Genomic DNA, 13425 nt, shown 5'->3' with positions numbered 1-13425 from the left:
TATGTGTGCTATTCCTTCAGCCCCGTCATGGCTACGCCCTCGATGAACCGCTTCTGCGCCAGGAAGAAGACGATCAGCAGCGGCACGGTGGCCATGACGGTGGCACTCATCAGGTAATGCCAGGCAGTGCCCACTTCATCTGTGAACAACGATAATCCCAGTGGCAAGGTCATCAGCTCACGTGTATTGATGAAAATAAGCGGGTCGAAGAATTCATTCCAAATGGAAACGAACGTGAAGATCGTCAGTGTCGCCATACCAGGACAGGCAATCGGCAGCATAATTGTCCAGTAAATGCGGAACCGGCTGCAGCCGTCGATCATCGCCGCCTCCTCAAGCTCCGTAGGTACAGTGATGAAAAATTGGCGCATGACGAATATCCCGAACACGCCGCTTGCGCCGAAGATCGGCAACAGAATCAGCGGCAGATGCGTGTCAATCCAGCCCAGGTCGCGCATGAACAGGAACATCGGGATCGCCGTCACTTCATGCGGGATCATCATGGCACTGAGCAACACCAGAAACACAGCATTTCTGCCTGTGAAGGGAATTTTGGCAAAAGCATAACCGGCCAGCGAAGCGAAAAACACCGTTCCCGCCACGACGACAAACGAGATATAGACGCTGTTAAAATAGAAGCGGTGAAACGGGATCAGTGTAAAGACATCCACATAATTCTGAAACTGGAATACAGGCGGAATCAGCTGCGGCGGGTAGGTGAAAATATCCTGCGGCCGTTTGAAGGAGGTGGACAGCATCCACAGAAACGGAACAAGCATAATCAGCGATACCGCTGTTAATGCAGCATACACTCCTGCTACAGACCACTTTTTGCTGTTGTTAGGCGTCGCCTTCATTGAATACCCACCTCTTTCGCAGCTGCCACTGCAGCAGAGTCAAGATCAACACGACAAAGAACAACACAAATGCCAGCGCCGAAGCGTAGCCCATCTGGAACAGCTTGAACGCTTTTTCCCAGATGTAATAGACCAGTACTTTGGTGCTGTTACTCGGCCCGCCCTGGGTCATGACATAGATCTGGCCGAATACCTTCAGCGAGCCGATTACGGTCATCACCACGGTCAGAAATACGGTTGGCGTAATCATAGGCAGGGTCACGTTGAAAAAGCTTTTGGTTTTGCCTGCCCCGTCCAGCTCAGCCGCCTCGTACAATGAACGCGATACCTGCTGGATTGCAGCGATGAATAGCACCATGTTCAGACCCACGTTCTTTAGCACACTCGTCACGATGACCGCCGGCATCGCCAGTCTCTCATCATACAGCCAGGCGGCTCCTTTAATGTTGAACAACATCAGCAGCTGATTGATCAGCCCGGAATCGGTGGCGAACATATACTTCCAGACGATGGACCATACGATCAGCGAAGTCATTACGGGAACGAAGATCGCGGTACGGAAGATACCGATGCCCTTCAGGCTTCGGGATAACAGCAACGCCAGCATCAGAGCCAGCACAATGTTAAACGGCACCAGCCCCAGCGTGAAATAAGCCGTGTTGCCGAAGACCTTCCAGAACAGCGGGTCCACCGCAATATCCTTGTAATTATCCAGACCGACAAACCGGTGCCCGCCAAGCAGCGGCCAGTCATTTAAGCTCATATAGAGCGCTTTCCCCATCGGAAATAACAATAACAACGTGAAACCGAGCAGCATAGGCGATATAAAAAGCCATCCGGTCACCTGTGCCTCGCGGGCAAGCGGACCTTTGTTTCGTCTCTTGACCTTTCTGTTCATGCCGGAATTCACCGCCCCCCTAGCTCAATTTGTCTATTGCACCACGGAACGAGCTAACCGCATGCCGCAGCTCATCTTCTGTCTTGCCCGTCACCACTGCACCTAACATGATCGCTTTCACTCCCGCGCGCTGCAAGGACGGTACATCTGCTGTAACCAGCTTGCGCTGGGAAGGCACCAGCACGGGAAGACCGGAATGGTCAGCCAAATACCGGTATTTCAGCAGATCTGCGAAGCTAAGACCCGTACCGTATTCGCTGCCAGGCACAATGGAAGCTTCAAGCGCCGTGATCCCGAACCGCGCCCCCTCCCGAACCTGACTGAGATCGTAGGTGTCATTAATGGCAAAGGTCCGGTCCAATCCATGGTCCTCCAGCATAAAGGACGGCAGATGATGGGCATAGATCGAATAGAAATCGAACCCGAGCGGAGCAAGCCGCCTAATCTCTTCTTCCGCCACACCTTCTAAGCTGCCTGAGGGCACTACCCCCAAGGGACCGTCAAAGGAAGAGCGGATCTCGCTAAAAATGTCTTCATAGCTGTCAAGCGAACCGAAATGCGTACCACTGGCCCGGTGGCCGACCTTAAAATGAACCTTCAATGCATCCGCGCCTTCCTCAAGCGCTGCCTTTGCCAGTCTTACATCATTGGCAGGAAGGCTGATGAACAAGGACAAGCCGCTTTGCTCCAATCTTTGCTTCAATTTACCCATTGTATTTCGCTCCCCATTTCGGGCGGTCCGTCAAGCCGGACGCTGCACTCTGCTGAACGGCGGTTGACGGCCCCTTGCCCGGAATCTTATTTCAAAATAGCCTCGACATCGGTCTGCATCTGCTTCATGTTGTCCTTTGCAGATGCCGAGCGGCCGAACAGGCGGTCAAAACCTTGCAGCACCGCATTGTCGATATCCTGCCAGCGGATGTGGCCCGGAATGATGCGCGCCTTCGGCATTTCATCGATAACCGCTTGCACGATGTGCTCAGCTGGCGGGTTGTTCGGCTGATTCAAGAACGCATCGGAACTCAGCACCGATGTGCGGGGAGGTACGAAATAAGTGGATGTCGCCTCAATGCCTGACTGGCTGGCAAACAGCTTGAGCAGCTTTTTGGCTTCCTCCGGATGCTTGCTGTCCTTGAACAGCGTATAGCCTGCTTGGCCCAGCATCGGAACACTGCCTGCGGAACCGGACGGCATCGGTGCAATGCTCCATTCAAACCCATTAATGTCACGCGCTTTCGAGACATAGCTATAGTTGTCGAAGAACATGCCCAGATTCCCTGCGTCGAAGCTGATCTGCTCGCCTGCTTTCGGGTGGGATTCGTCCTTATACATCATCCGCTCCAGCAGTTCCATGGTCTCCACGCCGTACTGGTCATTCCAGGTGAATGCGGTCAGATCCTCATTGAACGGGCCGCTTCCATAAGACCACGCGTACGAGGATAGAATCGCCCAGGTCTTCCAGTCACGGAAGAAGTTCGCGCCATATACCCGGCCCCCAGCGTCTTTGACAGCAATTGCTTTGGCCGATTCCTCAAAGGTCTTCCAGGTCCATTTCCCTTCGGAGGCCAGCGTATTCGGGTCGGTCAGATTCGCTTTGTCGAACAATGTCTTGTTGTAGAACATGACCACCGGCGGTGTTGAGAACGGCAGGCCCAGCAATTGATCCCCGTCCCGGAACAAATCTAGCGTGCTCGGAATATAATCATCCAGGTTAAAGGAAGCATCGTCTTTGAAGGAGGAGACATCCGCCAGAATGCCGTTGGCCTTGAACTGCGGGATCATCCGCTCCGATACCCAGGCGATATCCGGAAGGGATTTCCCTGCGGCCAGCACGGATATTTTCTGCTGATAATCTGTGAATGGCACAGAATCCATAGTCACCTTAATGCCCGGATTGTCTGCTTCAAATTGGCTGATCAGCTTGTTGTACACATCCATATGCCCTTGATTGCCCCACATCAGAAACTTCAACTCCACATCTTCCTGTTTCCCGGGACTCTCAGCATTTCCGCTTGCTGCGGGCTTGGCACAACCTGCCGTTAAACCCAGCAGCATGGCTGAAAGAAGCACTGCTCCTGCTTTTTTCATGAATATCCCCCTTTGATATGTTAGTTTTAATGACTCTTTCAGTATAAAGGAGACGTATCCGGTGTAGAAATCATCCAAAATACAGGAATGGTTCGTTATATTTATGTTTTACGTTAGAATAACTAACATTTCATTCATGACTATTAAATTGATTGCGGTATTCTCCGCCCGTCATCCCCGTTTGCTGCTTGAACACCAGCATGAAATGCTTCGGGCTTTGATGGCCGGATAGCCGGGCTACATCATAAATTTTGAGCTGGGTATGGCTTAGCAGCCATTTCGCCCGTTCCATCCGGGAATCGGTTACATAGTCTGAATAATTGCAGCCTGCCTCTCCCTTGAACAGCTGGCTCAGATACGTGGCGTTCAGATTGACATGGGAAGCTACCGTCTGCAGCCGCAGATCACCGTCAATATGCAGTCTGACGTATTCCTTAACATCCCGTATGATCTTGCGTGTATCTCCTCCGCTCTCCACCCGCAGCGGGTCTGGCGTCTGTTCCAGGGAAGATATGCCATGACGCTTATCGAGCAGCAGCCGTGCTTTTTCCATCACGCTAACCAGCTCATGACGTTCTACCGGCTTTAACAGGTAATGAAGAACGCCGTATTCAATGGCTTTTTGGGCATATTCAAATTCGCCGTATCCGCTCACAATGATGACCAGCAGCCCGGGATACATCGACTTCACCTTTTCGGCCAGCGCCAGTCCGTCCATTTCCTTCATACGGATATCGGTAATCATCACGTCCGGCAGCTCGGACTTTAAGTACAGGAGCGCCTCCCGTCCACCCGGCATTTCAGCCGTCACCTCGAAAAAGGGCGCCGACCGGCTAATGAGCTCACGCATCCCTTGTCTAATCACGATTTCGTCCTCTACGAGCAGCACTTTATACATCCTCTTCTCCCCCTGATTCCGGTATCGTTATTGTAATGGTCACGGCCAGCCCTTGCCCCGGACTTCCGTCAACCGTGAGACTCCCGCCTTCCGCGTACAGCAGCTTGATCCGCTGGCCAATATTGCGCAGTCCCAGACTCTCCTCCTCGCTGCGCCGGAGCGAATCCATGGAAGGATCTTGTTCGATCTCCCGGTTCAGCGCCGTGAGTTCCTCCTCCGCTAAGCCATTCCCGTTATCGCGCACCGTAATTAATAGCTCGTTGTCAAAACGCAGCGCTGACACCCAGATCGTCCCTTCTTCGCGCCCCGCGATCCCGTGATCGATGGCATTCTCCACCAGCGGCTGAATGGTGAGCTTTGGTATGCGCAAATGCAGCACTTCTTCTTCAATCTCGTTATGTACCGTCAGCTTACCGCCGAAACGAATCTGCTGGATGCGGACATAGGAGTCTACGAACGCAATTTCCTCTCCAAGAGATACTAGCCGGCCGGCCTTGTCAATCGTATAGCGAAGCAGCTTGCCCAGTGCGGATACCATATCCGATACCTCATCATGCCTGCGCTGAACGGCCATCATATTAATCGATTCCAGCGTATTATAGATAAAATGCGGATTGATCTGACTCTGCAGGGCGGACAGCTCTGCCTCCTTTTCCCGGAGGCGGGTCACAAGCACCTCATGAAACAGGCGGTTGATTTCGTCCATCATCTTGTTGAACCCGCGCCCGAGCTGCCCGAATTCATCTCCCCCCAGCGGACTGACCCGCTTGTTGAAATCGCCCCGCTCCACCCTGGACATATTGCTCTTCAGCTCCACCAGCGGGAGGGTAATCCGGTACGACACCGCATAAGCGAGCAACAGCACCGTCACCAGGCAAAAGAGGGCAAGCCATAACGTGAAAATCATCAACGCACGCGACTCCTTCTGAATGACTCCGATCGGAGTCAAGCCGATGACGGACAAGCCTGAATAAGGGGACTTATGGCTGATAAACAAATAATCGGTGCCTCCCAGCCTCTCCCGCTCCCCGCCATGCAGCTCTTTAATCCGCCCGGAGCCCATAAGCTGGCCGTAGGCCGACTGCCCGTTATCCGGCTTTTGCTCATACAGCAGCCGCTGGTCTCCGCCCAAGATCATCAGATTCGTGGACTCTTCAATCTTCAGCTTGGAAAAGACAGAGCCGAAAGCCTCCTGCTTGACGTCGATTAGTATGTAGCCCAGACGCCTCAGCGTACTAGGTTCCTTGATTACCCTGGCTACTGAAATATAGAATGAGGGGTCAGTCCCGGCATAGTAAGACGGAAGATGGGGAGGAAGAATGATCCACTCTCCGTCCGACCGCGTAAGGGTGCTAAACCATTCATCACGTCTGGCATCCCATGAGGTATTGACGGCCAGCGGTTCCACGTTGGAGAATAGCGTTCCGCTGTTGCTCAGCAGATGGATGCCGCGGATTTCCGGACGGTCATAGGCCTGTGCGGAGGTATATAGCTTCATTTTCTGATAATCCTCAGACAGCGCCCATGTGCCTGAGCCCATAGGACCATCGTATTTAGCCAGAATAGATAACACCTGTTCATCATACAGAGGCATCAGCGACAACCGCTCCAGATCCTTCAACAGCCTATCCAGATTAGCGTTGGCCTGTCCGGCGACATCCACCGTATATTACTTTGTTTTCTCGTTCAAGGTGGAGGAGAAATGACGGTACGTCACCATCCCCTGCACACTTAACGGCAGCAGCGTCAGCATGGTGAACAAGAGCAGCAGTCTGTTGCGCATTTTACTTCTTCTCAACCGTAGGATCAGCCCCCGCAGCATCTCAAGCCCCCCTTTTGTTAAGTAAGCTGACATCTAAACCTCTTTAAAGTTTATCGTATAATGTTCTGTAATTGAATTCTATCCGCTTATGTTTGGAAAAGGTACGGATCAACAAAGTCAATAAACCCCAAACCTGCTGACAAGCAAGGTCTGGGGTTTATTATTGTTACTCTTAGATTGCTGAATAAGTTAACATAATATCGATTATGTCGCCTTGCTGTGATTATACATTTTATCCCACATTCGTACTTGATTGCTGACATACTCTCTCAGCTCCGGCGGCCCCACAATTTCAGCATGAACCAATAGCGGCAGCACCCTCGCACAGGCCGAGCTATAATCGTACATATTCACTGTAAACAGCCAGGCATCTCCATCAGATCCGGTATTCATGACCTCCAGCCCCTGCAACATCTGCTCATGCTTAACACGGGTACGGATGACCACCGGATAGAACTCCCGCGCTCTGCTGGTCTGAACGAAGGCTTGCTCTGCATGTTGCCAGTAATGCTGCAGGGAGAACTGCTCAGGGATGGCATAGGTCTCGTCCAACAAGGTAACGGCCGTGAACCTTTCGCATTTGAATGTTCGGACCTCGCCTGCCCGCTCGCAATAGGCGGCAAGATACCACTCCCCCTGCTTCACGATGAGCCCATAGGGCTGCAGCTTCCGGAGCGATTTCTCCCCATTCACCTTAAGATAATCTGCCGTAATCTTCCGCCCCCGCCACACTGCAGTGCGCAGAATCTCAAGATACGGCACCGCTGCCTGACCACTCCACCACGGGGTAGCATCGAACAGGAACCGGCGCTGCGCGGTACGGATATCCTCATGGTAGGGTGCGGGTAAGCTTGCTTCCAGCTTCAAAAGCGCACTCTTGAGCAGCAGACTGGTCTCTCCTGAACCGCCCGCCGGCATCCCCATCCCTGTCAAAAAGAGCTGAACCACCTCATCCCCTTGCAGCCTCCGCAGATTCACCGTATAGCCTTCCATGAGCGCAATCCCGCCGTTCGGCCCGGTGGCCGACACAAGTGGAATGCCCGATTCCGCCAGGACATCAACATCCCTGTAGATCGAACGGACAGAGGTTTCCAGCGCTTCGGCCAGATCCTTGGCCTTCATTCTGCCCCGGGATTCAAGCAGTAAAAGTATAGCGATCAACCGGTGCAGCCGCATGCGTCTCCCCCAATTCTTATGATTCGTCATCTATTCTTGCCACTCTGTTGTCAACAATGCTGCGTTAAGATGAATGTATCAAAATCAAGGAGCTGCTGCAAATGAACATTGGCATATTGGGAACTGGATTCGGGGCGTATCACGCCTCTCTGCTGAAGCAAATGGAGTTCGTGAACCAGATCGTGATCTTCGGGAGAAATGAGGCCAAGCTGCTGAAGCTGAAGGAAGAGCTGGGGGTGGAGTTCACGATGAATGCTGAGGACATTCTGTCTGATCCCTCAATTGACGTAGTGGATATCTGTCTGCCGTCTGCGCTTCATGCCACTTATGCACTGGAAGCCCTGGACCGGGGAAAAGATGTATTCTGCGAGACCCCGGCGGTGCTGGGGCTGGAAGATGGACAGAGACTGCTTCAGGCGGAAGAGCGGACCGGGCGCAGAATCCTCGTCAATCAATTCATCAAATTCGATTATGCCTATGAATACTTGGAGCAGGCGGTACGTGAGGAGACCTACGGCAAGCTTCTGCATTTGAGTATGCGCCGGGAGACCGCTCCACTCTGGGGAGATCTGGGCCTCTCGGCCATCGCTCCCAATCTGATGATTCATGAGCTGGATTTCATCGCCTGGCTGATGGATTCACCTGTACCTTCTGCCATCTGGGGGACCTCCGGGGGTAAGGATGGACAGGCGCTGGTCCTAGCCTCCTTCCTGCAGCCCGAGTGGAGTGCACAGCTCACTGTTTCTTCGCAGATGCCGGGGAGTTATCCTTTTACTATCGGGTATGAAGCTTACTTCGAGCAAGCGAAGCTGGAGTTCCGTGAGTGCAGTGGTGCGGATGGCGTGATCCAGGCGAGCCTGACCGGCTATACCTCTGAGGGACGGGTGGATATTCCGCTGATTCCGAGTGATACCTATGCCAAAAGCTTGCGCCATGCCCTCCTGAGCCTCCGGGACGTGACGGACTCCGGCCTGTCGCTGCGACAAGCGCTGAAGTCTCTAAAAGTGGCTTTCCAGTTAACGGATATGCTAACTGCGAGCAAGTAGCTTTGTGATTATGCCGGCCAGTAACTGGCCAATGCAAGCTTAACGAATTTGGCCCGGTAGGAAGCAAAGTTTGGAGAACGGAAGTAGTTGGATTTTCTACATTTGCTGACGAACGAATCGTCCCTGTTGAAATAACAGTTGGAAAAATAGCACTTCTTCAGGCACATTCCCGGCAAATACGCAACAACGCCTCCAGTAGATGCTGTTTTTCCAATTGCTTCAGGAGATCCACCTTGATACCGGTGAAACAAGATACATTTTTCCACGTGTTTCCTTCAACTAGCTCCGCTCCGCACCCCTTCACTGGCTGGTCAGCGGTAAGTCCAGGTGCGTAATCCGCACGGTGGGGTTGACAGCGAAGACCTGATTTGGCAGGGTTTTTCCTCTCTTTTTCCGTTTGGCAGTTGCTAAGGTTAAATGAAGGTTTGGGGTTAGTCGCAGTAATGAGGGAGAGCTTGTATTTTTGTTTTTTCTATTATGAATTTTTCATATGTTGAAATATTATAATTAAAAGTTGTAAAGTTGGTGCGTTTTCGTTTCGCGGTACGCTTTCGCTATCGTTATCACACTTTAGTTAACATAATCTATATTATGTCTCCTTATTGCCTTATTGCCTGATTATTCCTTTGACTTAACGCGTTGCCGCTTCAAAATATTTCTACTCCACTTCGTTCCATCGCCGCTTACCCTCGCTCCCCCTCTCCCTACCCGCCTGCCGACATCGTATACGCGAAACGCTCCAGCTTATCCATGGACAGCCCGCCTCCGGCCTTGTGCTCCTTGCCTTTTACCATACGTATAATCCACTTATCAAGCGCAGATATCCGGTCCGGGTAGATCTCATCGCCCATGATCTCCCTGGCAAGCGCCTTGTTGTAAATGATTTCGGGATACGCCTGCTTAAGCTCCTGCTCCCCCTTCTCCCCTGTCATTCCTGCACAGATGAACAATCCCAGCCGTTTGCTTAAGAGCTCTTGCTTGTGCTGGGCTGTGAATGCAGCCATCTCCTTACGGATTCTGCCATAGTAGATCGAGGCGCCTAGAATTACTGTGTCGTAGCTAGTCAGATCCGGCAACTTGCCAGATCTCAAATTCGCCACCTCGGCCCCATCCAGTCTGGTTTGCAGAAGTAATGCGGCTTTTTCCGTACATCCGTATTTGCTTGCATACACGATCAAGATCCGATTGCTCACTTAAGTCCGCCTCTATTCTATAGGTAATGGGCTTGCAGGTGGTGCGGTTTCCTGCGCGTTGCGCAGTACAAGAATGAGACACCAGATGACTGCCAGATTGAACATTGGAAACAGGATCAACTCTACCATGGAGACATGAACTCCTGCCCTTAACATTCCAATCATCATGGAGGAGATGGAGGTCAGCAGGGTTGCAGCTTTTACCAGGATAACTGGAGCCAGAAGGTAACCGTAAGACTGTCTGCGGACGAGCAATGCCCCTGTCAGAACCATGAGCGGAAGGAGTACAGCTAAATCCAGTGCCTGAATCACCAGCGTGGTGTAATGCTCGAGCAGAGCAGGCACGTTTCCCTCCCGCCAGCCGCCGGCAATCCGGCCCAGCCATAGCATGATAATCAGGAAGGCGATCAGCAGCAGGATGAAGCCAATGCTTACCGCCGGAAGCTGTGACCTCATCACTACCCCGTCCCGCTCCACCGAGCGAAAGACCAAAATAAATGCAAATAAGCTGGCCGAGAACAGCAAGACGTAGACCAGAAACAAATCATTATACATAGCCAGAAAACAGTATGAAGCATAGGTATAGGTGAAGTATCCGAGCGCTCCGGCCAGCAGCAGCCGGCCTCTGATTCGTCCGCTGAGACTCAAAAGCAAGGAAATCAGCAGCAATGGAACGCCGGCGAACAGTGTAACGCCATCCTGGGCGATGGCCTGGGTTGCTGCGGACAAAGAATCATTCTTGTAGATTCCGCTTCCGTACAATTCAATCTGTTCTCCCCGGATGGAGGTGAAGATGGGATGGCTCCCCTCATTCTCAGATCCTTCACCTGAAAATAGCCCGATGCCTGACGCAACAACACCAAGCACGATCACCATCCACGTTAAAAAGCTAATGGTTCGTCTATGGCTCATTCTATTCCTCCTATCCTTGTGCAATATGCACCATTGCTTCTATGTGCCGGTTAATCAGAGCCTCCTTCTGCCCCTCAGGCAGATTCCCCTCCACCATCAGCCTCATTATCAGCCCGAAGGCTGCGCTCCAGATAATTTGGGCGGTGAGCTCAAGCTCCCTCTGCTCACAGGAGGCCATCCCGCTGAATTGATGGAGCGTATCACAGAGACCCGCGATCCCGCTGCGTTCCAGGGCTGCTCCCTGATGCAACACGCCGGTGTGGCTAAGCACGGCCGGCGAATCATTCAGCATCATACTCCGGTACTGTGAGCCTTCTGCGGTTGCGACCTTAATGAACTGTCTCAGCGTGCGTCTTAAGCGCTCTTCTGGAGATTCTTCATCCGGTGAGGCCTCCGATCCGGCAATCAGTCCGCCCATTAGCTCCTGGTAGCCCCGTTGAAGAAGCTGCTCCACAATGTCCTCTTTTCCTTGAAAATAGTGATAAATAATGCCTGCCGAATACTCCATCCGTTCAGCGATTTTGCGGATCGACAGCTGCCTGATCCCCTTCTCCGCCAGCAGCTCGCCAGCCGTAGCAAGAATCAGATTACGCATCGCTTCGCGCTCCTGCTCTTGTCTCTCTGCTTTGCCCATGATCGTTAGACTCCTTCTGTTAGGGTGATGCTGTTCCGCTGGATTGAACACTGTAATGTTTTTGAACATCGTTCAACTTAGATTATAGCCGCCGGGATTTCAGAAGGTTGTGATTATTTATACAGCAAAAAAGCCTGAAACCCCATAGGTGTCTCAAGCTTTCGAGCTTCGGCAGGTGCTCTGCCTAATCAATACTAGCGATCTTCCACTCCCCTTGCTTATTCAGCAGCAGGGAGATCTCATTGTTGCTGTCCGTAATATAGCCCTCAGAGGTCATCTGCGTAAACTCCACAAAGAAGGCCGCCCGTTTGGCTCCCTCGACAGGAATTCCGACTACGGTCAGTTTATGGAAACGGTAAACATTCTTATGATCGAGCAAGTACTGTAAGTTGTCATTAAGCAGCGGTGAATACATCGTCGCAGCGAACTTCTCTTTGTCTCCGGCAGCCCAGGCTGCAATACAGTCCAGTGTCTCCTGGAGCGCTTGCTTATTGCCCGGACTGGGGCCTACATCAGGTACCTTGAAGAAGACTCCCGGCTTAATCGGCGGATGCTTCTCCATGTACTCCATACCACTTAGCATAGATGTGAAGAGTGGAAGCAGCTTATCCCGTTGCTCGTCCTGAATATGAATCTCGGCCCGGTAAGTATCCTTATAGGCTGTGAAAATAAATGTCTCAACCCTCCGGTCGCCATCCTCCCTGCTCCCTTCATATTCCTTGAACTTCAGCAGCCGCCGGTCTGTACCGGGTTCGAACTTCCCGCCTGTTGTACCATTCTCAGAGCTTAGCTTAATCAACGTAATATAATTATGCTTGTCCGCAGTCCCCCATGCCGTTCTTCCGTCCTGTTCAAAACGGATCATCGTCTCCGGCAGGAATAATCCAAGCGGCAATGTCTGGTCTGCGGAGTAATCCGCTTGGACATTGACGCCATCCAGCTCGTAGCCCCTGCCGCTCCCTGAATACTCCCTTACTTCGGGAATCAGCGACACGGATTTAACAGCAGGCGCGGCTGTTGCCGACGGAGTTGGAACCACAGTTGCAGGAGCAGCTATTGCCGTAGCTGCTGCGGGCGTTGCTGACGGCTGATCCGTACGCTCTGCACCCGAAGAACCCTGATCCGCAGCATTGCTGCAGCCTGTGCTGATTGCTATTGCAACCGCTATACAGCCCGCTCCCCATAAGCTCATTTGCTTGGACAATCTAATCACCTCAGTTACCAGACGCCGGATACGATCCAAAGTTGCGCTGAAGTCTGCCAGGAACAGGTAAATTTATTTCTTAACCCTATTAGTGTTTAATGTACTGAAGTATTGACTCGGATTGCCTTGGCGGGAGTTGAACCGCTCCTGGAAATCACCGCCGGTGTAAGCTCCGATGACCCGGTGCCAGAAATCCCGCGCCGGAGTGTTGGCACGAATCTGCGACACCTTCCAGTTGCCGGGGAACATGTCGAACAGCCGGTGTGCCGCCCAGGTCCCTACGCCGCTGCGCCGGTACCGCTGCATCACAAAAAACTCCGTCATATAGAACTCGCCCTCCGGGTCGCGCAGCAGACGGTCGATCAGGGCAAAGCCTGCGACATTGCCGTCTACGGTGAACAGGTAGGCGAATTTATTTTTACCACTGCTCCAGTAAGCCTCAAGTCCCGGATAGGACGGGAACAATCCTTCACGGTCCACCTGCAGCTCCAGATAGCGGGTAAAGTCATACAAATAGAACTGCATCAATCTGCTTATAATCTGCTTCTGCTCTTTAGGAACCAGCTCGATTCCAAGTTCCATCCAGGTTCACCTCTGCCGTTTTCGTTTACTACCCATCATATAACTTTGTATCATCAGGAGCAAGGTTTGCCGGAAACATGGTAAGATAGAAGGACAGCCCTCCCTACGGGGAAAC

The 13425-nt window shown here is 52.3% G+C and carries 14 protein-coding genes; 1 reads left to right on the top strand and 13 read right to left on the bottom strand.

Annotation, left to right across the window (positions count from 1 at the left end; translation table 11 throughout):
* Positions 1-8: 8 nt before the first annotated feature.
* The 8 genes from MKX42_RS16305 to MKX42_RS16270 all read right to left on the bottom strand — a co-directional run bounded on the left by MKX42_RS16305 (position 9) and on the right by MKX42_RS16270 (position 7769).
* A complete protein-coding gene (locus MKX42_RS16305) occupies positions 9-857 on the bottom strand; it encodes a carbohydrate ABC transporter permease (protein ID WP_340753396.1) in 849 nt (282 codons plus the stop codon).
* On the bottom strand, positions 841-1755 hold the full coding sequence (locus MKX42_RS16300) for a carbohydrate ABC transporter permease (RefSeq protein ID WP_340753395.1): 915 nt from the start codon (positions 1753-1755) through the stop codon (positions 841-843). Before MKX42_RS16300 ends, MKX42_RS16305 begins: the two co-directional genes overlap by 17 nt.
* Positions 1756-1774: 19 nt before the next feature.
* Positions 1775-2467, bottom strand: coding sequence for a hypothetical protein (locus tag MKX42_RS16295; RefSeq protein ID WP_340753394.1), 693 nt, complete (start codon positions 2465-2467; stop codon positions 1775-1777).
* Positions 2468-2553: 86 nt separating this feature from the next.
* Complete coding sequence (locus MKX42_RS16290) at positions 2554-3843, bottom strand: ABC transporter substrate-binding protein (protein ID WP_340753393.1); 1290 nt, start codon at positions 3841-3843, stop codon at positions 2554-2556.
* A gap of 130 nt (positions 3844-3973) precedes the next feature.
* Positions 3974-4741, bottom strand: coding sequence for a response regulator transcription factor (locus tag MKX42_RS16285; protein ID WP_340753392.1), 768 nt, complete (start codon positions 4739-4741; stop codon positions 3974-3976).
* Positions 4734-6404, bottom strand: coding sequence for a cache domain-containing sensor histidine kinase (locus MKX42_RS16280; RefSeq protein ID WP_340753391.1), 1671 nt, complete (start codon positions 6402-6404; stop codon positions 4734-4736). The genes MKX42_RS16285 and MKX42_RS16280 overlap by 8 nt, the downstream gene beginning before the upstream one ends.
* A 6-nt stretch (positions 6405-6410) precedes the next feature.
* Positions 6411-6596, bottom strand: coding sequence for a hypothetical protein (locus MKX42_RS16275; protein WP_340753390.1), 186 nt, complete (start codon positions 6594-6596; stop codon positions 6411-6413).
* Between the two features lie 171 nt (positions 6597-6767).
* Positions 6768-7769: a helix-turn-helix transcriptional regulator gene (locus tag MKX42_RS16270; RefSeq protein WP_340753389.1), complete on the bottom strand. Its 1002-nt coding sequence runs from the start codon at positions 7767-7769 to the stop codon at positions 6768-6770.
* Positions 7770-7840: 71 nt separating this feature from the next.
* Here MKX42_RS16270 and MKX42_RS16265 point away from each other — a divergent pair, with 71 nt between their 5' ends.
* Positions 7841-8785 (top strand): Gfo/Idh/MocA family protein, encoded by a 945-nt coding sequence (locus MKX42_RS16265; RefSeq protein ID WP_340753388.1) that lies wholly within the window; start codon positions 7841-7843, stop codon positions 8783-8785.
* A 704-nt stretch (positions 8786-9489) separates the two neighbouring features.
* Here MKX42_RS16265 and MKX42_RS16260 read toward each other — a convergent pair.
* From MKX42_RS16260 to MKX42_RS16240, 5 genes are all read right to left on the bottom strand, one after another.
* Positions 9490-9978, bottom strand: a complete 489-nt coding sequence (locus MKX42_RS16260; protein ID WP_340753387.1) for a flavodoxin domain-containing protein — start codon at positions 9976-9978, stop codon at positions 9490-9492.
* Positions 9979-9990: 12 nt separating this feature from the next.
* Positions 9991-10890 carry a hypothetical protein gene (locus tag MKX42_RS16255; RefSeq protein WP_340753386.1) on the bottom strand — a complete coding sequence of 300 codons (900 nt, stop codon included), beginning with the start codon at positions 10888-10890 and terminating at the stop codon, positions 9991-9993.
* 10 nt (positions 10891-10900) lie between these two features.
* Positions 10901-11524 carry a TetR/AcrR family transcriptional regulator gene (locus tag MKX42_RS16250; protein WP_340753385.1) on the bottom strand — a complete coding sequence of 208 codons (624 nt, stop codon included), beginning with the start codon at positions 11522-11524 and terminating at the stop codon, positions 10901-10903.
* Between the two features lie 184 nt (positions 11525-11708).
* Positions 11709-12728 (bottom strand): hypothetical protein, encoded by a 1020-nt coding sequence (locus MKX42_RS16245; protein WP_340753384.1) that lies wholly within the window; start codon positions 12726-12728, stop codon positions 11709-11711.
* 72 nt (positions 12729-12800) lie between these two features.
* Entirely contained in the window at positions 12801-13310 is a 510-nt protein-coding gene (locus tag MKX42_RS16240) for a GNAT family N-acetyltransferase (protein WP_036726510.1), read from the bottom strand.
* Between the last annotated feature and the right edge of the window lie 115 nt (positions 13311-13425).

Source organism: Paenibacillus sp. FSL R7-0204, assembly GCF_038002225.1.
Classification (GTDB): Bacteria; Bacillota; Bacilli; order Paenibacillales; family Paenibacillaceae; genus Paenibacillus_AQ.
Note: the sequence above shows the minus strand (reverse complement) of the source record. Positions and strands in the feature narration are given on the sequence as shown.

What these genes read in the sequence shown, in the direction of transcription:
- MKX42_RS16255 (WP_340753386.1), bottom strand. Translation starts at nt 10,890, where the DNA reads ATGAGCCATAGACGAACCATTAGCTTTTTAACGTGGATGGTGATCGTG.
- MKX42_RS16265 (WP_340753388.1), top strand. Translation starts at nt 7,841, where the DNA reads ATGAACATTGGCATATTGGGAACTGGATTCGGGGCGTATCACGCCTCT.
- MKX42_RS16270 (WP_340753389.1), bottom strand. Translation starts at nt 7,769, where the DNA reads ATGACGAATCATAAGAATTGGGGGAGACGCATGCGGCTGCACCGGTTG.
- MKX42_RS16295 (WP_340753394.1), bottom strand. Translation starts at nt 2,467, where the DNA reads ATGGGTAAATTGAAGCAAAGATTGGAGCAAAGCGGCTTGTCCTTGTTC.
- MKX42_RS16285 (WP_340753392.1), bottom strand. Translation starts at nt 4,741, where the DNA reads ATGTATAAAGTGCTGCTCGTAGAGGACGAAATCGTGATTAGACAAGGG.
- MKX42_RS16250 (WP_340753385.1), bottom strand. Translation starts at nt 11,524, where the DNA reads ATGGGCAAAGCAGAGAGACAAGAGCAGGAGCGCGAAGCGATGCGTAAT.
- MKX42_RS16305 (WP_340753396.1), bottom strand. Translation starts at nt 857, where the DNA reads ATGAAGGCGACGCCTAACAACAGCAAAAAGTGGTCTGTAGCAGGAGTG.
- MKX42_RS16300 (WP_340753395.1), bottom strand. Translation starts at nt 1,755, where the DNA reads ATGAACAGAAAGGTCAAGAGACGAAACAAAGGTCCGCTTGCCCGCGAG.
- MKX42_RS16290 (WP_340753393.1), bottom strand. Translation starts at nt 3,843, where the DNA reads ATGAAAAAAGCAGGAGCAGTGCTTCTTTCAGCCATGCTGCTGGGTTTA.
- MKX42_RS16240 (WP_036726510.1), bottom strand. Translation starts at nt 13,310, where the DNA reads ATGGAACTTGGAATCGAGCTGGTTCCTAAAGAGCAGAAGCAGATTATA.
- MKX42_RS16275 (WP_340753390.1), bottom strand. Translation starts at nt 6,596, where the DNA reads ATGTCAGCTTACTTAACAAAAGGGGGGCTTGAGATGCTGCGGGGGCTG.